Below are 19,779 nucleotides of genomic sequence, written 5' to 3' on the forward strand. Positions count from 1 at the left end.
CGCTTGAAGCGGCTTGTCGTCACCGCCGACGACTTCGGCAACGACGTTGCGGTCAACGAGGCGGTCGAGATCGCGCACCGCAGCGGCATTCTGACCGCCGCAAGCCTGATGGTCGGCGCGCCCGCTGCCGCCGATGCGCTTCGGCGGGCGAAAGCGATGCCGGATCTTGGAGTCGGCCTTCATTTAGTCCTCGTTGACAGCACGCCGGTCTTGCCTCCCGAGCAGGTCCCCGGCCTCGTCGACCGCAACGGCCGGTTTCGCGACAACATGGCACTCGCGGGGGCGGCGATGTTCTTCCTCCCCGCGACCCGTAGCCAGCTCGCGGCGGAGATCGAGGCGCAGTTTGCCGCCTTCGCCGCGACTGGGCTGCCGCTCGACCACGTCAACGCGCACAAGCACTTCCACCTCCACCCGACGATCGCCGGGCTGATCGCGCGCGTCGGCGCACGCTACGGGCTCAAGGCGGTGCGCGCGCCGATCGAGCCGGGGGCGCCGTCGTTGACCGACCCGTGGGCGAAGCTCGTTCGCCGCCGCTTCCGCGGGCACGGGATCGCCGTGCCCGACGCGGTGTTCGGGCTGCGCTGGTCGGGAGCGATGACCGCCGACCGCGTTCGAGAAATTATCCAGCACCTCCCCGACGGCCTGAGCGAAATCTATTTTCATCCGGCGACGCGCGACGATTATCCTGGGCATGGCCTCGACTACCGCCACCGCGACGAACTCGCCGCGTTGATCGATCCCGAAGTGCGCGCGGCAGTCGTCGCGGCGGGTGCCCGGCTGGGAAGTTTCGCCTCGGCATGACGCGCGTCATCATCCTCCTCCTCACCGTCGTCGGGCTGATTGGTGCCGCGCTGATCGTCGGTTCGGTCGGGGTCGAGCCGGTCATCGCCGCGATCCGCGCGATCGGCGTCGGCGGCTATGTCGTGTACGTCGCCTACACCGCGATCGTCCTCGGGCTGCTCGGCGCGGCATGGCGTGCGGTCGCGCCCGGCGGCGGTCCAATCGGAGCGTACATATGGGCGCGGACGGTGCGCGAGGGGGCGACCGACGTTCTCCCCTTTGCGCAGATCGGCGGCCTCGTCGTCGGCGGGCGCGCGCTGACGGCGCAACGCGTGCCGAGCGACCTCGCCTACGCCTCGATGATCGCCGACCTAACGACCGAGATGGCGTCGCAATTGATCTTCACCCTGTTCGGCGTCGGCGCTTTGCTCCTCGCGCTCGGCGGCGGATTCGACAGCGTCGGGGTGCTCAAGCTCGTCCTCGGTGGACTCGGCCTGACGTGCGCGTTGCTCGCGGCACTGGCGTTCGGGCAGCAGCCGATGCTGAGCGCCGCCGCGCGGATCGGCGAGCGCCTGTTGCCCGCGTCGGTTACCGGCCTCGCCGCCGTCCAGACGCGGCTCGCGGCGATCTACCGCGACCGCGCCGCGCTGGCGTGGTCGTTCGGCTTCAACCTCGCGGCGTGGGTTGCGAGCGGCATCGGCGCGTGGCTCGCGCTGCGGCTGATGGGGGTCGCGATCGGTCCGGTCGCGGTGCTGGCGATCGAAAGCCTGATCTTCGCCGTCCGCTCGATCGCCTTCGTCGTCCCCGGCGCGCTGGGTGTACAGGAAGGCGCGTACCTCCTCCTCGCCCCTTTGTTCGGGCTCGACCCGCAGGTCGCGGTGGCGCTGTCGCTGCTCAAGCGCGCGCGCGACCTGACGATCGGGGTGCCAGCTTTATTATGGTGGCAGGCAAGCGAGGGGCGGAAGTTACTGGCTTAGCTCCTGCTGTCTGCGGCTGTGGCCAAGGCCACATCGCCGCGCCAGCCATGCGCCTGGCTCGATGTTTCGATCTGCAAGCTTCGATCAGCTTCGGCCAAGTGACGCTAGCGGCCCCGAATCAAGGTGTTCCAAAATCCGATTGAGCGCCGCGACGTTGGTCTCGTCTTCGGCGCTCCCGAGCGCGTCCTGCAGTACCGCGCGGATGTCCTCGGCCTTGACCTGCTCCATCTCCCAGTTCGGATAGAGCCGCTCGCGCCGTTCCTCACTCCAATCGAGCGAAACGACATCGTAATGGCGCGGATCGCCACGCAGGCTCGCGATCAGATTTTGCACGTGGGCGGCGGGCCCTTCGATCCACTGGAAGAAGACGCCGCTGCCGAAAACCAGCACCCCGGTAATGCCACGGGCGAGATTGCTGCGTTGTGCCGCCTCGACGATCCGATCGACCGCAACGTCGTCAATGCCTTCGGCGGCACGGCTGCAGTAGACGAACGTATAAAGCATGGGCGCGGCGTCGTCTTGGTCAGCGCCGCGCGGGAAACCGGGTTCATCGAACATGGGATGGCTCGCTGTGTCTATGCCAGGCAGCCGTATCGCCCGGTGAATCAGGCCGAGTTAGCGCATCTTTTTTATCTGCGTAACCCGCACGCTCGCGATGCCGTCCGTCTCCACCGTCCGCCAGCCCGACGGGCATGACGAAAGAAGCGTAGACGTCGAGCGCCGTAGATTCCGATAGCGGCCGGACTGCCAAACGCTCGAAGAGCGAGTAAGCTTGGCCGCGAACCACGGTTTCTGCGACTTGAAGCTGCAAATACCGGCAGCCCGAAGTGGACGTTCAACGAAGATGACGCTCGCGGGCCGCCGGCAGTTGGGGTTAGGCGGCGAACACGGTCTTGATCTCGGCTGCGACCTGCACGACGTTTTCGTCAAGCACGTAGTGGCCAGAATCGAGCCAGACCAGCTTGGCGTCGGGCAAGTCGTTCAGATACGCGCGGGCCCCGGGCGGAATGAAGAAGGGGTCCTGCTCCCCCCAGACGATCAGGGTTTTGGGCGTATGCGCCCTGAAGGCCGCCTGCCATTCGGGATAGAGCGCAATGTTGCTCTTGTAGTTCTCGAGGAGATCGACTTGGCAATCCTCATTGCCGGGCCGGTCGAGCAAAGCCTGATCCAGCACCCAATTGTCCGGGTTGATCGCTTCGGGGTTCTTGGCGCCCACCAGCCAATGATATTTGGTCCCCGCCAGGCTGACGAAGTCGCGCGCTGCCTTTTCGGTTTCGGGCGTGCGGTTTTCCCAGAGCGGCATCAGCACCGCTTTTGGCCCGTCTCCAACGCCTTCCATATAGGCGTTGGTGTTCTGGATGATGAAGCCGTCGACCTTGTCAGGACGGGCGGTGAAGAGGCGGAAGCCGACGGGGCCGCCGTAGTCCTGCATATAGAGTACGTAGGACGCCAGCCCCAGCGCGTCGACCAAGCCCGCCACATGGCTCGCGAGATTGTCGAAGGTGTAGGCGAATTCATCCCGCGACGGCGCATCGGAGTGACCAAAGCCGATGTAATCCGGCGCGATCAAATGAAACCGGTCGGCCAGCGCCGGCATCAGATCGCGAAACATCTGGCTGCTGGTCGGCAGCCCGTGGAGCAGCAGGATGGTCTGCCGGCTGGGGTCACCCGCTTCGCGGTAGAAAATGGTGCGGCCATTCACCGTGGCGGTACGGTGAAGGATTTGGGTGGTCATGACGGCTGCTCCTGGTTCGCGCGCACTCGGCGGACCGCCGTCGTGTCGAGGCTGCTTTGGCCCTTTCGATCGCCGCCCGGCAGCGTGCATCATCGGAATGCTTTCTATCGAAAGTTGGTAGGGCCTCGGACCGTCGTGCGAAGTTAGTCGAGATGCGACGGGTCGGCCCTGCGTCAACCGGGACCGTTGATCGGGTGATGCGCGCGGCGCAGTTCAAACGGCCCACCCGGACACGACGTCTCGGGCAACTCCGTTTCACCAAGCACGCCGTGGTCAGGCCCGGTGTCCCGTTGTCTTCCAACGCAAAGGCTCTCGATCTTCATGCAAGCAGCGGGTGACGAGGGCGACGTAGCGGCCGATATCGGCGAGGCTGTCGAGCATCGGTCGACACCGGCATCCATAGGCCTGGTTGCGACGCGGCTTGCAGAAGTGCTCGCCAAGGGGAACGTCATCTACGTCGCGACCGACGAGCAGCGCGCTGGTGCCGTCGCCAGCGCGCTGGCTCAGGCTGCTCCAGAGGCATTGATCTTACACGTGCCTTCGAGCGACGCGCTGCCGGGTGACGATGCGCCGGCGTCGCCTGCGAATATCGGTCGCCGCGTCGCTGCGCTATACAAGGCCAGGGCGGCACACAGCGAGCAGCGCGTCGCACTTATCGCCAGCGCCGAGGCCGCGACACGGCTGTACCCGCCGGTCGCAGCCTTCGATGCTGCGTTGCCCGTTCTCCGCGTCGGCGAAGTCTGCGATCTCGAGACCGTCGGCACCGTGCTCGGCGGCCTCGGCTACGTGATCGATGACCGCGTCGATGAACCGGGCGAGTTCGCCGTGCGTGGTCAAGTTGTCGACCTTTTCCCGGCCGACTCCGACCTTCCCGTGCGCGCGGAGATTGCCGACGGGCGCATTGCGGCGCTTCGCGTGTACGATCCCGCGACCCAGTTGAGCAGCGATGAACTCGAATCCGTCGAGATCGGACGCAGCGCCGATCCGTCGCTTGGCGACTGCCCGGTGACGCTGTTCGATCATCTTCCCGGCGCTGACGTCGGGCTTGATCCCAATGTCGCAAGCCGCCGCGACCGCTTCGTCGCGCTCGTCGCCGACGCCGCCCGTGCGCGGCCTGGTCAACGCGTCGAGCCGGTGGCTGACGAATCGCGCTGGTCGACGGCTCTTGCTGGCAGATGCAAGATCGAACTCAATGACGCCGACGCAGCCGACGCACCGCGCTTCGTCGAGGGCAAGTCCCCGCTGCGCAGCCTCGTTCGGGCGATCAGGGCGGCCCTCTCCGACGACGTTTGCGTCGTCATCGCCGGTGCCGCGCGCGACAACCGGTTTATCGCTCGCCAGTTGCACAAGGCAAAGATCGAAACCGTCGCAGCCGCGTCATGGTCAGCCGTTACAGCCTTCGATGTAGCTGCGGTCGGTATGTTGGAGATGCCGGTCGACCGCGGCTGGAAGGCGCCCGGCTTGCTCGTTATCGCCGCGGCCGACGTGCTCGGCAGCCGCGCTCTGACGGCCGATGCGCTTACAGGTGGCGGCAGCCCGCTGCTGGCGGAAATCAGCGAACTGCGCCTCGGCGACGTTGTGATCCACGAGGATTTCGGGATCGGCGTAATTTCCGGGCTGGAAGCGCTGCCCGGCGACGACGGCGATGCCTTCGTGCTCGAATACGCCGCTGGTGCGCGGCGGCTCGTGCCGGTTGCCGACGCCGACCGCATCTGGCGCTACGGCGCCGACGCCGATGCTGTTACCCTCGATCGCCTCGACGGCGCAGGCTGGCAAAAGCGGCGCGGTGAGATCGATGCCGCGATCGCCGAGAGCGCACGCGGACTGACGGCGTTGGCCGCCGCGCGCGCTGATCGAAAATGTCCCGCAATCGTGCCCGACGTTGCGGCCTATGAACGCTTTGTCGCCGGGTTCCAGTTTACCGAAACGCCCGATCAGCTCCGCGCGATCGCCGCCGTCCGCGATGATCTTGCTGGCAGCAATCCGATGGACCGGCTTGTCGTCGGCGACGTCGGCTACGGCAAGACCGAGGTTGCGCTTCGTGCCGCCGCGATGGTTGCGCTCGCCGGTCGGCAAGTTGTGATTGCAGCGCCGACGACGGTACTCGTCCGCCAGCATCTCGACACCTTCCGCAAGCGGTTCGCCGGGACCGATGTGGTGGTTGCCGGACTCTCTCGCCTGTCGAGCGCCGCCGAAAAGAAGGCGGTCAAGGCCGGTCTTGCCGACGGCACGGTGCACATCGTCGTCGGCACCGGCGCAGTCGCCGGCAAAGGCGTCGCCTACGCCGACCTTGCGCTCGTCGTCGTCGACGAGGAGCAGCGCTTTGGCGCGGCCGACAAGGCGAAGCTGCGCGCCCTGAGTGAAAACGCGCACATCCTGACGCTAACCGCGACTCCCATCCCGCGAACGCTTCAGACCGCGTTGGTCGGGCTGCAGCAGTTATCGGTTATCGCCACGCCACCAGCGCGGCGGCAGCCGATCCGCACAAGCGTCGGCGAGTTCGACGCGGTGACCGTTCGCACCGCGCTGCTCCGCGAGAAGAGCCGCGGCGGCCAAAGTTTCGTCGTCGTTCCTCGGATCGAGGATATGGCTGCGATGGCCGCACGGCTCGCCGAAATCGCCCCCGAGCTGTCGACCCGCGAAGCGCACGGCAAAATGGCGGCGATCGACATCGACGAGGCGATGGTGCGGTTTGGCGACGGCGACGGCGACGTGCTGCTTGCGACGAACATCATCGAGGCGGGGCTCGATGTTCCGCGCGCGAATACCATGATCGTTTGGCGCGCCGACCGTTTCGGTCTGTCGCAGCTGCACCAGTTGCGCGGGCGGGTCGGGCGTGGCGGTCGACGCGGGCAGGTCCTGCTGGTCACCGAGCCGGGCGCGACGATCGTCGCCGCAACGCTCAAGCGGTTACGCACGCTGCAGGCGTTTGATCGGCTAGGGGCGGGCTTTGCGATCAGTGCGCGCGATCTCGACATGCGCGGCGCGGGCGATCTGCTCGGTGACACGCAGGCCGGCCATTTGAAGCTGATCGGCGTCGACCTGTATCAGCATCTCTTGAGCCTTGCCTTGCGCGCTGCGCGCGGCGAGGCAGTCGACCACTGGGTGCCCGATCTGCGGTTGGGCTTCGCCGGCCGTCTGCCCGAACACTGGATTCCGGACGTCGAGGCGCGACTGTCGCTCTACGGTCGCCTCGTTCGTCTGCTCGACCCCGACGCAATCGACGCATTCGAGGCCGAACTCGAAGACCGCTTCGGCCCGATCGCGTCGGATGCCGCCGTCCTGCTCGACATCGCCCGGGTTCGGGCAATGGCCCGCGCCTTGGCGATCGCCAAGGTCGAAGCCGGGCCAGCGGCGATAGCGATGACGCTCCGGCCGCACTCGCGCGTTGACGCGGCTGCGGCTGGACTGGTGGGGAAGAAGGGACGCTACCTACTGACCGAAGCGCTCGACGACGGTGCCAGGCGGGTCGAGCGAACCCGCGAACTCCTCGCCCAGATGGAGACGTGACCGCTCCGCGCGACATGTGTTGATCTAGTCGGTAGCCAAGAGGCGGTTTTCGACTGGCATCGTTCAGCGTGCTTAGTCGCAAACAGCTGGCGTTCGTCCGGCTGGCCACCAGTTGATGTGAGAAGTCGACCGTTAGAGGCCCCTGCCCTGCCCCAAATAGCGCTCGAGATCGTCGCTGCCGCCTATCCGTTCATTATCAATGAAAACCTGCGGGGTCGTGTCGACACCGTGCTTCGCCTCGAACGCATCGACCTCCTCGCGTGACCGCAGGATACGGTCGTCGACGTGGAACCCGGCTTCTTCCAGCATCTGTTTGGCGCGAACGCCGAATGGGCAGGTGTGGTCGGGCAGGATCATACGATAGAGCGTTGCCGTCTGTTCTTGAGCCATACCAGCCTCCTCGGACACAAGCGCCCGCGCCGCTACAGCGAGTTAAGCGGCATGGCGTTCCCGCTGGCATCCTCGTCGTGCCGCCGCACCCGATCGCATAGCCGTGGTCAATGGCCGCCCTCGACCCAGTCGACTCCCGCTTCGCGGAAGGCGTCGGCGAGCGCTGCCTCCAGCTCGAGCGACTCCCAGCCTTGGAGCGGGTTGAGGTGCCGAACGAGGTCCGGCAGCAGGCGGACGCCGAAGCGGCGGACCGCGCTGCTCGCCTTGTAGCCGGCCTTGTGCTGATCGAACCGCCAGTCCGGATCCCGCGACGTCTGGCCCACATAAAGGCCCCATGTGTCGCGTCGCGCGGCGTTATCGAGCAGGACGACGTAGACCGAGTGTCGGGCCCTGGCATGGCCCGCCGTGGATGCACCAAGCGCGCGAGCGGCTCGCTCGGCGTTCCTCATCCATGATGGTGCGGGCATCGGTACTGGCCAGTCCTGCTGCGGCGACACGTATCGCTAACCGCTCAGGCGGGCGAGGACGAGCACCCTTCGGTCGAAGCGTATCAAGAACCGGTGGTTGGCGTTTAAACATCCACTTGCTGACAAGCAGAAGGAATTTGCCAGATTTGACTGCCTCGCGATCCGCATCGCGTTGGAGAAGCCCCGCACGACGACCATCGTGTTGCGTCTTAGGCCGAGCTCAGCCAGCGCGGCATCGACCAGGCCGATGAATGCTCCACGGTGGGAGGCCGCGACGTATCGGCAGGCGGCGGTAATTGCGGCTGTCAGCAGCGCACCGAGGGGTTGAGATCGAGATCGTTTACGGCATCCGTCGCTGCCTATCCGGTGACGGTAATACCTGCGCCTCATGCAACTATACAATGCATTCGCTGCGTCTGGCGCAGTGATTAGAGGAGACGCTATCTAGCCGACACATATTCGGAGCACAGTATGACGCCAGACACGACGAAGCCTACCGTCAGCACGATCCTGCTCGTTGGCGGATCCCGCGGCCTCGGCCTCGGCATGGCCACTGAGTTCACTAAGCGTGGGTGGCATGTCGTCGCCACGGTGCGCGGTGAAACGCGGACTGAACTGCACGAACTCGCCGACGCTCATCCCGATTGCGTCGAGATCGAGATCGTCGATATCGCGCAGCCGGACCAGATCGACGCGCTGCACGATCGCCTCGTTGGACGTCAATTCGACGTACTGTTCGTCAACGCCGGAACCGCGAACATGCAGGACGAGATCGCCGGCGAAATCGCGACCGACGAATATGCGCGCGTGCTGGTGACAAACGCGCTCGGCCCCTTGCGCGTGATCGAAGCTTGCCGCGACCTCGTTCGCGCCGACGGCTTGATCGGAGTCATGTCTTCGGGCCAGGGCAGTATTACCAACAACACCAACGGACTCCACGAGGTTTACCGAAGCAGCAAGGCGGCCCTTAACCAACTCTTTCGAAGCTACGCCGCACGCCATGCCGATGATCCGCGCGCGCTCGTACTGATCGCACCTGGCTGGATCCGAACCCAGCTCGGCGGTCCGAAGGCGCCGTTCGGCATCGAGGAGAGCGTTCCGCTGATCGTCGACGTTTTGCTCGGCCGTCAGGGTCAACCAGGCCTCGCCTTCCTCGATCGCAACGGGAACACGGTCCCATGGTGATCGAGCCACCGATGAAGCTGATCGGCATCGAGGAACACTTTCTCACGTCCGCGGTCGCGAATGCCTGGAATGCGATCGGTCTTGAAATGTCCGATCCGAGTGTCGGCTACAATCAAGGCGTGGTCGGGCGACGCCTTGCGGACCTCGCCGGCGAACGGCTGGCGCTGATGGATGAAAGCGGCCTCGATATCCAGGTGCTGTCGCTGACCACGCCGGCGCTGCACGATCTCGGCCGGGAAAGCGTTGAGTTGGCGCAGCGCACCAACGACGCCGTGGCGGAGGCGGTTGCGCGCCACCCGACCCGGTTTCAGGCGATGGCGACATTGCCGGTGTCCATACCCGATGAAGCAGCGCTCGAACTCGACCGCTGCATCTCGACGCTAGGCTTCAAGGGCACGATGCTGTGTGGCCGGGTGGGCGCGCGCCATCTCGACGATCTGGCGTTTGCGCCAATCCTCGATTGTGCGGCAATGCTAGGCGTGCCCGTGCTGCTGCATCCCCGCACGCCGCCAATGGCGGTGCGCGACGCTTATTATTCAGGCTTCTCGCCGCTCGTCGATGCCGGCTTCGCGACCGTGGGGCTTGGCTGGCACTATGATGCCGGCATACAGTTCCTGCGGCTGGTCCTGGCTGGCACCTTCGATCGCTTGCCCGGCCTTCAGGTGATCCTCGGCCATTGGGGCGAGCTCGTCCTTTTCTACGCCGAGCGTCTTGCGGTGATGGACCGCGTTTCGGGTCTGTCGCACCCGATCGCGCACTACCTGCGCCACAATCTTTACGTGACCGCCAGCGGCATGTTTCTTCCGCACTATCTCGAGCGAGCGGTGGCGATTGTCGGCACGGACCGGCTATTGTTCTCGACCGACTATCCCTACCAGTACCGCCCCGGCGAGGACGCCCGTCGCTTCCTTTCTGAATGCGGGCTGGGCGATGCTGACAAGGCCGCGTTCGCTCACGGCAATTGGCTCCGGCTAACGGCTTCGTGCCTCCAGTAGCGATCGATCAGAGGATCAAAGCTTTCCCTGAGAACGGACGCTTGTTGCTTATCGGGTGCATCGCGACCGAGTTTTTGTCCGCCGCTCGATCACCCCCCCCTTTCCGGTCGAGCTGGACTTGTCGTAGGTTCCAGCATGGATTTCGTCGGTGTCCTGAGCCTGATCGCCATCGTTTTCTGCAGCGTCGGTAATTCGGGGGCTGCTGCAACCCGCCGCCAAGCTTTACCGGTACTCACAATCTCCCTTGCGTCGCTGGTTGCAGCAGGCCTGTTGGGGCAACTCGTATACCCGACGCTGCTGGCACTTTTGGGCAGGAATGCGGGGGCAATTAGATCGGGCGAATGGTATCGCGTCGTCGCCTCCCTCTTCGTACAGGATCATTGGCTGATCGGTGGCTTGTTCAACATTATGATGATGGTGGTCGTCGGACGGGTAGCGGAGAATAAGTTTGGTCGCCTGCACTGGAGCCTCATCTACTTCGGCGGCGGCATCCTAACCGAGCTGATCGCCATCCGCTGGCAACCCATCGGCGCTGGCAACTCAATTGCTTACATGAGCTTGGCAGGCGCGCTGCTTGTATCAACGCTCAAGGACGCGCGCTTGCTCCGGCCACGAATAAGCGGCGTGATTGGCTTGATGATCGCCGTCGCGCTCTGCTTTCGGTACGACATCCATGGGGCCGCAGTCCTGATCGGTGCAGCATATGCGACGGTCGCTCTCGGCATCCGGCCGACACGCAGCCGAGCCTGATCGCACGTCAGCTATCAGCGCGGGGTCGGTTGCCGCCTGGCAGATATCGGGCGACAGTTTGGTCTTGGCCGATGACAGTCCGGCAGGTCTACGTACCGACGCTTCCACCGGATTTACGCCATAGATCCATACCTGCATGCGCATAATGTGCGGCGCTGGAAGCCCTTGCGGTCTACGCCGCCTAGACCGCCGGGTCTGATCAGGCTGCCCGCCGATCGGTCAAGTGCATCTCCTGCCAGTGTATCACGCTCAGACGTTCGCGCATCCTAACATACCAGGCATGAAGGCTGACCAGCTCGGTCGGGATCTCTAGACCCACGATTTTTGCGAAGACAAATCCCGCGATCACGGTGATGTCCGCCATCGAAAAGGCTTCGCCCGCCACAAACGGCTGGGTTGTAAGGACTCCATCGAAAAAACGCGCGCCGCGCAGCGCCTTGTCCAGGCGCGCGGCTATGGCGGGCTGAATTTCCGCGATCTCGCGGACGACGTCGGGATCAAAGCCGCAAGCATTTAGCATCATTTTCCGAGCAAGGCCGATCTCGGCGCTGCGGTCGCCAGGCGCTATCGCGAGGACAACGCGGCCGCGTTGGAGGCGCTTGCCATCGAAACTAGCGATCCCGCCATCTGCCCAGCAGCGATATGTTGGCGGCTTGGACCCAATGCCGACCGCTCAGGGCAATTATTCGCTCCCAGGCACTGGACGTTGGTTCCGGCGCGACGTTCTCCCTCCATCAACCGCCGTCCGCCGGGACGACCCAATTGCGAACGCTCAACCCTATCATGCCGGTTCCGGTAAACGGGCGCTCGTCGACCGGTGAGCCTCCACACCTGGTCACGTTGCGTTTCGCTGGGCTGCGAGCTCCGCTGCAGCGACGCTGCGCAGCTGAGCCGCCACCTTGGGGTTGAGACCGAGGTCGTCAGCGGCACGCTCTTTTTCAGGCAAGTTGCGCGGATCAAGGCCGGTCACCGTTCCAAAAACGACCAGAGCATCGAGGTAATATCCCTCGGCGCTGGCGTGGTATTGGTCCCAAGTCCAAAGGCTTACCTGCCCAAAGGCCAATCCATCATACGGGTCTGGGTCTGCCAGGCCGTCGCGCATTGCACGGTTCCACGCGGTCCCGACCGGCACGACCGCATGCAGCCCCGAGCCAGTCGTCAGCGCCTGACGACTGACGGCGAGAAGATCGTCTGCCATTTGAGCGATCAGCTGATGGTACCAGTGACCATCCGGCAGATAGGTCTGGTCGGCCCGGGACCAGGTTGCCATCAGATCCACCTGCACCTGCGGATTTCGAGCGTGAAAAAGGGCGGCCAGGGTCAGTGCGGCGGCGATGTGGCGCGTCGGATCGCCCGGCCGCTCCGCGTCCAGCGTACTGTAACCCTGCAAGATCACCACGTCCCAAGGTCGGTCGATCAACCCACGCTTGCTGACCAGGTGCCACGCCAGATCCTTGCCCGGCGACGTCTCCAGGCTCACTGTCCAGTCCAGCCCGGCTTCATCGACAAACGTCTTGAACAGGGCGGGGACGCCGCCGATCCCTTCGCGGTTAAGATCGGCAACCCGCTCGGGATGATAACGCATGACCGGCGAGTTCGCGCCGAAGGTAAAGCTGTTCCCGACGAACAGGATCGTACGACCCGGCGCCGGACTGCCGGAAATCATCATGCAGAGCAGCAACATGCTGGCAATTCGGCTGACGCAACGTCGCAGCAAAGATGGCATGAGGCGTTCCTGAGATAGCTCGATTTGCCACCTAATGCGCGGATCGCGCTGCCTGCTCAAGGATGCTATCCGGAGCACTAATCGATAGGTGGCCGGCTGATGGACGCAATCTCAACCGTTCCAAGCCGCTAGGCCATTTCCCGAAAGCGGACCTCCCCTTTCGAGCTTGGTGCGAAGTTGTCACACGATCGACGTAGGCAGGCTGCGATTATCGAGTTTCCAGTCAGGTACGCGCTTGGTTCAGCGTCTTCCCCCGTTGCGCGCCATCGAGGCGTTTGTCCTTGTCGCAGAATCGCTCAGTTTCACGAAGGCTGCCGGCGAACTCAACATCACCAAATCGGCAATCAGCCGCCGCATCCAGAGTCTCGAAGAAGACCTGGAGGTGCAGCTCTTCATCCGCGGCAACAAGGCGCTAATGCTGACCCCGGACGGCGAAACCTATTATAAGCTGACCGGTCCCGCCTTCGGTTCGCTGCGCGCCGCGGGGGCGCAATTGAAGCGGACGCGCCAGGCCAACACATTGTGTGTCGCCCTGCCGCAATCGTTCGCGTCCTATTGGCTGCTGCCGCGGGTCGCCTCGTTCTACGAGCAATATCCAAATACGGAGTTGCGGCTCGACAGCCTGGGTTACTTCAACCTGCTCGAGAGCGAGGCAATCGACGTCGTCCTGCAGGTCGCCAAGGAACCGCCGCCGGGCTTCCACGCCGAACGGCTGTTGAGCCTGGAGCTTTTTCCGGTGTGCAGTCCGACTTTGCTAAGCCGTCATCCGGCGGTGCTCAACGAGATTGCCGACCACCGGCTGCTGCATCTCAACACGATGCCGTCGATCTGGGCGGAATGGCTGCAGCTTGTCGGGCGCCCGGACCTGCTCGAAGGACGCGGGCACCGCTACGACACGTTCTCGCTGGCACTCGACGCAGCAGTCAACGGACTTGGGCTGACGATCGGCACCGACATCATCTGTCATCGCGACCTGCAGAAGGGCCGCTTGGTCGCACCGTTTCCGCAGCGCCTGGTGAGTGCGCGATCGATGTATTTCGTCTGCCGCAAACGCGACGTCGACAAACCGATGGTCCGTCGCTTTCGTAGCTAGCTTTTCGCTCAAGCAGAGGTCGTGCTCGCCTCACGTCAGCAAATATCAAATGGCTGATGTTACCGAATTACGTCAATCGTAATATTAATTTGCGTCAGAATCACTGTATTTCTGTGTTGCGCGTTGCATCTAGCTCAACTCCAGCGCCAGAAATTGCGATTTCCGCCAGCAGCGTTCCTGCCTATTCGCAGCCCAAGATTATCTAATCGCATATTTTGCAATCGCGGGGCTCGCAATGACCATGAAGTCTACAGTTCTACAGACGGCAGCCTTATCGTTCTTCGCGCTGACGGTGCCGCAGGGCGCGTCGGCGCAGGATGTCGCGGCGGCGCAGGCCGAGGCAGGCGGCGACGGCGAAATCGTCGTCACCGCGCAGCGTCGATCAGAGCTGATCAACAATGTGCCACTCGCAATCACCGCGTTATCCGGCTCCGACCTGAAGACCCGCCAGGTGAGTGACGGGTCCGATCTGGAACGGGCTGTGCCGAACATGTCGTTCACGCGCGCTGCCTTTGGGTCGACCAACTATTCGATCCGCGGCGTCGGTTATCAGGTCGTCTCGACGACGGCGGACACCGGCGTCGGGGTGGACGAGAATAATGCACCGCTGGCGGTCAACCGGCTTGCCGATGCCGAATTCTTCGACGTCCAGCGGATAGAGGTGCTGCGCGGGCCGCAGGGTACGCTCTATGGTCGCAACGCCACCGGCGGCGTCATCGACGTCATCACCAACAAGCCGGTCGACAAATTCGAAGCGAGCCTCAGCGGCGGCTATGGCAATTACGACAGCCGCAAGCTGCAGGGCATGATCAACGTGCCGCTGGGACCGGTGTTCAGCCTGCGCGTCGCTGGCAGCGCGCTAAAGCGAGACGGGTTCCAGCAGAACTCGGTGACCGGCAACGATATCGACGCACGTAACCTGTATTCGACCCGCGCCACGCTCGCCTTCACTCCCAGTTCGAACTTCCACGCCTTTGCGATGTGGGAACATTTCAACGAGGACGACTCGCGGTTCGGTGGCCAGAAGTTCCTGTGCAGCAAGGACGTCGGCCCATCGAGCGTCGGCGGCGTCACGGTCAACACCTTGGCAGCGCGCAACTTCCTTAGCCGCGGCTGCCTAAAGGACTCGATCCACAGCCAGTCGTCGCAGACCGGCAACGTCAACAGCGTGGCGACGCTCGGCGGGTCGCTGTCCTACCTTTACGGCCTGGTGTCCGGGGATGTGAACGGGGGCAGCCAATCGGGCGACCAGCGCACCCTCTCGCAGAACATCGATCCGACCTACAAGGCGCGCAACGACCTGTTCCAGCTGAACTTGCAGTGGGATGTCACGCCCAACCTGCAGCTCACCTCGCTGACTGCATATTCCAATGACCGGCTGGACACGCGCGCCGAATTCCAGAGCGCTACCATCCCGTTCAACAATACGGTCGTGACGCCCGGCGGCGTCTTTACCGACCCCCAGACCGGCACATCGCGTTTCCTCAACCTCGACACCGACTACGATGTCTACCGCACCAAGCAGTGGAGTCAGGAAATCCGGTTGCAATCGTCCTTTTCGGGACCAGTCAACTTCAACCTCGGTGCGTTCTACATGCACCTAAATCGCTTCAATAACATTTTCATTCTATCGAACGGGGAGACTGCGGTCACCGCGATCCGCAATCTGTTGGGTGGTAACTCCTACATCGATCCCAATGCCAATCCGAACAGCCAGGGGCATAATTACTTCGATGCCTACAATCCGTATACGCTGAACTCGCGAGCCGCCTTTGGGGAGATTTATTGGCAGGCCAGCGACACGGTGCGGGTCACTGCGGGCCTACGCTACACCAGCGACCACAAGGACTATACCAACTATCCGATCACGATCCTGACCGACGGCAAGGGCTTTCCGGATACGCTTGTCGAGCAGCGTGCCAATTTCGGCGAACTGACCGGGCGCGCCAATGTCGACTGGCGGCCGATGCTGTCGTTCACCGACAAGACGCTTGTCTATGCATCCTTCTCGCGCGGCTACAAGGCAGGCGGCTTCAATCCGCCAAACGTCGTCGAAGTACCGCCGATCTATGCGCCGGAGTTCGTCAATTCGTTCGAGATCGGTACCAAGAACACGCTATTCGACGATCACGCGACGCTGAACCTGACGGCCTTCCATTATGACTACAAGGGCTACCAGATCTCCCAGGGTCAGGGGCTCAACGAAGCGACCGCCAACGTCGATGCGAAAATCTATGGTGTCGAGGTCGAGACCACTTGGTCGCCGACCGATCGCCTCCGGTTCAACGCGCAGGCCGGCTATCTGCACAGCTCGATCGGCGCGGGATCGTCGGTCGATACCTATGACCGGCTCCAAGGCGACCCGTCGCTGATCTATCTGAAGTCGCTGACTTCGGGCTGCGTCGCAGCGGTCGCCGATGTCGCCAAGCTGATCACGCTGATCAACGCGGGCAAGGTCGCAGCCAACGTACTGACCGGTGCCTGCCCGACCGAGGCAGCGCCCAACGGCGCCTATGCAAGCCGCGATCCGAGCAAGAATTCGCTTGCCGCGCTCGGCATCGTCCTGCCGACCAGCACCGGCGATCCGGTCAACCTGAAGGGCAAGCGCCTGCCCAATGCGCCGAGCTTCACCGCCACGCTCGGCGCGCAATATGCGCTCGACCTCGGCCACGACTGGCAGGCGGTCGCGCGCGGCGACGTCTACCATCAGTCGAGTTTCTACACCGATATCTACAACAACGAGGACAATCGGCTGAACGGCTGGAACACCGTCAACCTGAGTGTTTAATTCAACCTTCGCGACACGGATCTGCAGGTGCAGATGTACGTGAAGAACGTCTTCGACAAGACGGTGGTCACCGGCATTGGCGTCAATTCCGAAACGCTCGGGGTATCCCGTTCGGTGGTGCTGCTCGATCCGCGCCTGTTTGGCTTCAGCATCAGCAAGCGGTTCTGAGGCCGGAATGTCCGTACCCCCGGCTGTGGCCCGGTCTAAGCTCTCCGCCTGGCAACTGCTCTGCTATTCGGCGCCCGGCGTCCCGGCAACAATGATGATCTATGCCGCCGGGGTCATCGTCCCCGGTTTTTACGGCACGTTCGTCGGGCTGTCGGCGGCATCGATCGGGCTGGTGCTGCTGGTCACCCGCCTATCCGACGTGGTGTTCGATTTTGGGGCGGGCGCGCTGTCGGACGCGACGCGGTCGCCAATCGGGCGGCGTAAACCCTGGCTAATCGCCGGCGCGGTCGTGCTGTACATCGCCTTTGCCGCTCTGGTGATGCCGGAACAGGGTGCGAGCGTCGCCTATTTCCTTTGGGCGTCGATGGCGTTCTTCTTGGGCTGGAGCTTGTTCAGCGTTCCTTATGACGCTTGGGGCAGTGAACTTGCCGGCGACTATCAAACGCGCGCCACGTTGTTCACCTATCGTGCCGGTGCCGGTTATGTCGGCAGTCTGGTGTTTTCGCTCATTCCTGCACTGCCGATCTTTCGCAGCACCGAATACTCGCCCGAAGTTCTAATCTTCATCGTCTGGACGGTGGCGATACTGCTGCTGGTTACCGTGCCGCTCGCGCTGTTTCTGGTGCCCCGGGAGCGTCAAACAACCCTGCGCCAACCCGCAGCTTTGCGTAGCTTCGTCACCGCACTGCGCCGCAACCGGCCGTTGCAGATCTATATCGGCTCGGCGACGTTGAACGGGCTGTCAGATGGCGTCTTCAGCGCCTTGGTCTTCATTTACCAGGCCAGCTACATGGGCTTCGGCCGCTGGATCTGGCTGGTGCTCGTCGTCTATGTCGGCGCGAACTTCCTCGCGTTGCCGCTGTGGACGCGGGTCATCGCCCGGATCGGCAAGCACCGTGCCTGGGCGGCAGGCCTGTTCCTGACCGCCTTGTGCTACCCGCCGATGGCGCTGCTGCCCCCAGGCGAAGCGTCGCTTATTCCGATGCTCGTCCTGGTGGCGCTTGCCGGCGCGACGTATTCGATCGCCAACGTTGCATCGCCGGCGGTGCTCGGCGACGTCGTCGACTACGAGATGCTGCGCAGCGGATCGGGCAAGGCCGGGACCTTCTTCGCGGTGCAGGCGCTGATCAACAAGTTCGGCATCGCATTCGGCGCAGGGTTGGCGTTCATGCTGCTCGGCGCGTTCGGCTATGATCCGGGCAGTCACACTCACAATGCCTTGGCGGTGTTCGGCCTGCAGGCGTCGCACCTTTACCTGCCGTCGCTGCTCAAGTTCGGGGCGATCGCTTTGATCTGGCGGTTCCCGCTCGACGCCCGCGCGCTGTCGACCATCCGGCGGCGGCTCGACGGCCTTGCGCTGGTGGCGGCACGATGAGCCGTCCATTGCTGATCGCGCACCGCGGCGGGCTGGAACATGCGCCGGAGAACACGCTCGCTGCCTTTGCCCGCGCGATGCGGTCGGACGCCGATGCCTTTGAGTTCGACCTGCAATTGCTGGGCGATGGATCGCTGGTGGCGCGCCACGACTTGCTCGGCCCGGCCAGCGTCGCCGACGGGGCACCAACGCTCGCCGACGTGCTGGCGCTGGTCGCCGAGATCCGGCCCGACATGGGGCTGGTCATCGACGTCAAGGCAACACCCTGGGCTGACGGTCTGGCGGACCACGGGCGCAGGGTGCTGGAAAGTGCCGCGCCGCTGCTGCGAAAGCACGGGCGGCCCGAACGGGTCACGCTTGCGTCGTTCGACCTCGGTGCGATGACCCACGCCCGCGCGATCCTGCCCGAATACCCCACCGCATTCCACACGATGGCGGTGCGCTGGTTGGCCGGACTGACGCAGGAGCAGACGGGAATGACCGACCCCCGCGACTATCTCGCCTATCTCGAACGCTGGCGGCAGGAGGCGGGACCGGGCATGGAAGCGCTTTCCGCGCTGGACCGTATCCACGCCGCCGGCGGGACGATCTGGTCATGCCAGTATCGGGACCTGACAGCGCAGGCGGTGGCCCGCGCACGGGTCCTCGGTCTTGCCGTATGGGCGTGGACCGTGAACTCCGCAGACGATTTTGCTCGCGTTTTGGCGCTTGGCGTCGATGCCGTCACCACCGATCGGCCCGATGCCATGCTGCAAATTCTTTCATCCCTAGACGCAAGGAATTCCGATGTCTGAGCCCGTTTCGCCCAAGCCCCTTCTGATCGCAGGCGCAACCGGATATGCGCTGTGGCCCGCCAACACGCTGGAGGCAACATTGCGCTGCCTCGAATTGCCCATCGACGGCATCGAGATCGATGTGCAACTGACATCAGATGGCCACGTCGTTGCGCACCACGATTATCGGTTCAGTGCCGACCATACCCGGCTGGATGGTGTCTGGCTCGATGCGGCCAGCGGCCCGCTGAAGGACATGACCCTCGCCGAGCTGCGCCGGTACGACGTCGGTCGGACCCGGCCCGATCTCGCCACGCCGCTGCAGTATCCAGATCGCGAACAGATGGACGGCGTCCACGTACCGACCCTGCCCGAATTGCTGGCCGCGCTGACGGCAGCGTCCGGTCCACGTCGGCTGCTGTATGTCGAGATCAAGACCGACCCGCAGAACCTTGCTGAGGCGCCGGCTCCCGAGCTGATCGTCGAGGCGGTATTCCGCGACCTGGAAGCTGCCGGCTATGTCGACCATGCCAAGATTATCGCGTTCGACTGGCAAGTCCTGCGCCTGTCCGCCCTGCGCAGCCCTGGCGTGATGACGGCGCATCTCACCATTCCTGCCGCACTTGCCCCGCAGGCGAAGCTTGATGCCGAAGGTCGCTCGCCTTGGCGCGACGGTCACGATCCCGCCGAGTTCGGATCGGAGATGGCCGCGATCAAGGCGCATGGCGGCATGGAATGGTCGCCATACTTCAAGGATGTCACCGCCGACCGCATCGTCGAGGCTGAATCGCACGGCCTGCGCGTCGGCCCGTGGGGCCTCGCACTCGGCGATGACGTGCGGCGAATGGCAGAACTTGGAGTCTATAGCAGCACGGTATCGGGTTTCGACTGGGGTGCAGATCTCGATTGATCGACTGCGACGGCAATTCAATACTTTACTTCGTAAATTATATAGTTGCCAACTGGCTCGGTGGCGTCCTGAAATCGGACACCCCTTCACGGTCAATATAAACGAGAGAGCACAGTAGTCCGGCTCTAGTAAGGTCTTCATCACGATCTAAAATTTC

At 63.7% G+C, this 19,779-nt stretch carries 18 protein-coding genes; 12 read left to right on the plus strand and 6 right to left on the minus strand.

The window, feature by feature from the left end; all coding sequences use genetic code 11:
- Positions 1-3: 3 nt before the first annotated feature.
- Together hpnK and KZX46_RS17630 are read left to right on the plus strand one after the other, a co-directional pair.
- A complete protein-coding gene (gene hpnK / locus KZX46_RS17625) occupies positions 4-801 on the plus strand; it encodes a hopanoid biosynthesis-associated protein HpnK (protein ID WP_219775058.1) in 798 nt (265 codons plus the stop codon).
- Complete coding sequence (locus KZX46_RS17630; protein ID WP_219775059.1) at positions 798-1,757, plus strand: lysylphosphatidylglycerol synthase domain-containing protein; 960 nt, start codon at positions 798-800, stop codon at positions 1,755-1,757. The genes hpnK and KZX46_RS17630 overlap by 4 nt, the downstream gene beginning before the upstream one ends.
- Positions 1,758-1,841: 84 nt before the next feature.
- On the opposite strand, the gene KZX46_RS17635 is transcribed toward KZX46_RS17630, so the two are convergent.
- Positions 1,842-2,315 carry a BLUF domain-containing protein gene (locus KZX46_RS17635; RefSeq protein ID WP_219775060.1) on the minus strand — a complete coding sequence of 158 codons (474 nt, stop codon included), beginning with the start codon at positions 2,313-2,315 and terminating at the stop codon, positions 1,842-1,844.
- A 316-nt stretch (positions 2,316-2,631) separates the two neighbouring features.
- Positions 2,632-3,492, minus strand: coding sequence for an alpha/beta fold hydrolase (locus KZX46_RS17640; RefSeq protein WP_219775061.1), 861 nt, complete (start codon positions 3,490-3,492; stop codon positions 2,632-2,634).
- 321 nt (positions 3,493-3,813) lie between these two features.
- Between KZX46_RS17640 and KZX46_RS17645 the strand changes: the two genes are divergently transcribed.
- Positions 3,814-7,002: a DEAD/DEAH box helicase gene (locus KZX46_RS17645; protein WP_219775062.1), complete on the plus strand. Its 3,189-nt coding sequence runs from the start codon at positions 3,814-3,816 to the stop codon at positions 7,000-7,002.
- 132 nt (positions 7,003-7,134) lie between these two features.
- Here the strand turns inward: KZX46_RS17645 and KZX46_RS17650 are convergent, their stop codons facing one another.
- Both KZX46_RS17650 and KZX46_RS17655 read right to left on the minus strand, forming a co-directional pair.
- Positions 7,135-7,392 (minus strand): glutaredoxin domain-containing protein, encoded by a 258-nt coding sequence (locus tag KZX46_RS17650; protein WP_219775063.1) that lies wholly within the window; start codon positions 7,390-7,392, stop codon positions 7,135-7,137.
- Positions 7,393-7,499: 107 nt separating this feature from the next.
- Positions 7,500-7,859, minus strand: a complete 360-nt coding sequence (locus KZX46_RS17655) for a hypothetical protein (protein ID WP_219775064.1) — start codon at positions 7,857-7,859, stop codon at positions 7,500-7,502.
- 471 nt (positions 7,860-8,330) lie between these two features.
- Between KZX46_RS17655 and KZX46_RS17660 the strand changes: the two genes are divergently transcribed.
- The 3 genes from KZX46_RS17660 to KZX46_RS17670 all read left to right on the plus strand — a co-directional run bounded on the left by KZX46_RS17660 (position 8,331) and on the right by KZX46_RS17670 (position 10,789).
- Positions 8,331-9,044 (plus strand): SDR family oxidoreductase, encoded by a 714-nt coding sequence (locus tag KZX46_RS17660; protein ID WP_219775065.1) that lies wholly within the window; start codon positions 8,331-8,333, stop codon positions 9,042-9,044.
- An 11-nt stretch (positions 9,045-9,055) separates the two neighbouring features.
- Positions 9,056-10,039 (plus strand): amidohydrolase family protein, encoded by a 984-nt coding sequence (locus KZX46_RS17665; RefSeq protein ID WP_219775066.1) that lies wholly within the window; start codon positions 9,056-9,058, stop codon positions 10,037-10,039.
- Positions 10,040-10,174: 135 nt separating this feature from the next.
- Positions 10,175-10,789 carry a rhomboid family intramembrane serine protease gene (locus KZX46_RS17670; RefSeq protein WP_219775067.1) on the plus strand — a complete coding sequence of 205 codons (615 nt, stop codon included), beginning with the start codon at positions 10,175-10,177 and terminating at the stop codon, positions 10,787-10,789.
- Between the two features lie 199 nt (positions 10,790-10,988).
- On the opposite strand, the gene KZX46_RS17675 is transcribed toward KZX46_RS17670, so the two are convergent.
- Both KZX46_RS17675 and KZX46_RS17680 read right to left on the minus strand, forming a co-directional pair.
- Complete coding sequence (locus KZX46_RS17675) at positions 10,989-11,312, minus strand: glutathione binding-like protein (protein ID WP_219775068.1); 324 nt, start codon at positions 11,310-11,312, stop codon at positions 10,989-10,991.
- A 312-nt stretch (positions 11,313-11,624) separates the two neighbouring features.
- Positions 11,625-12,515, minus strand: a complete 891-nt coding sequence (locus tag KZX46_RS17680; RefSeq protein ID WP_219775069.1) for a PEP-CTERM sorting domain-containing protein — start codon at positions 12,513-12,515, stop codon at positions 11,625-11,627.
- Between the two features lie 235 nt (positions 12,516-12,750).
- On the opposite strand from KZX46_RS17680, the gene KZX46_RS17685 reads away from it, so the two are divergent.
- The 6 genes from KZX46_RS17685 (at position 12,751) to KZX46_RS17705 (ending at position 19,622) form a co-directional block, all read left to right on the plus strand.
- A complete protein-coding gene (locus KZX46_RS17685) occupies positions 12,751-13,608 on the plus strand; it encodes a LysR substrate-binding domain-containing protein (RefSeq protein WP_219775070.1) in 858 nt (285 codons plus the stop codon).
- Between the two features lie 235 nt (positions 13,609-13,843).
- Positions 13,844-16,396, plus strand: a complete 2,553-nt coding sequence (locus KZX46_RS17690) for a TonB-dependent receptor (RefSeq protein ID WP_219775071.1) — start codon at positions 13,844-13,846, stop codon at positions 16,394-16,396.
- A 39-nt stretch (positions 16,397-16,435) separates the two neighbouring features.
- Positions 16,436-16,564 (plus strand): hypothetical protein, encoded by a 129-nt coding sequence (locus tag KZX46_RS23275; protein WP_255615083.1) that lies wholly within the window; start codon positions 16,436-16,438, stop codon positions 16,562-16,564.
- Between the two features lie 91 nt (positions 16,565-16,655).
- A complete protein-coding gene (locus KZX46_RS17695) occupies positions 16,656-17,939 on the plus strand; it encodes an MFS transporter (protein ID WP_219775072.1) in 1,284 nt (427 codons plus the stop codon).
- Positions 17,936-18,733 carry a glycerophosphodiester phosphodiesterase gene (locus KZX46_RS17700; RefSeq protein WP_219775073.1) on the plus strand — a complete coding sequence of 266 codons (798 nt, stop codon included), beginning with the start codon at positions 17,936-17,938 and terminating at the stop codon, positions 18,731-18,733. Before KZX46_RS17695 ends, KZX46_RS17700 begins: the two co-directional genes overlap by 4 nt.
- Positions 18,726-19,622, plus strand: coding sequence for a glycerophosphodiester phosphodiesterase family protein (locus KZX46_RS17705; RefSeq protein ID WP_219775074.1), 897 nt, complete (start codon positions 18,726-18,728; stop codon positions 19,620-19,622). Before KZX46_RS17700 ends, KZX46_RS17705 begins: the two co-directional genes overlap by 8 nt.
- Positions 19,623-19,779: the final 157 nt, after the last annotated feature.

This window comes from Polymorphobacter sp. PAMC 29334 (genome assembly GCF_019431245.1).
Taxonomy (GTDB): domain Bacteria; phylum Pseudomonadota; class Alphaproteobacteria; order Sphingomonadales; family Sphingomonadaceae; genus Polymorphobacter_B; species Polymorphobacter_B megasporae.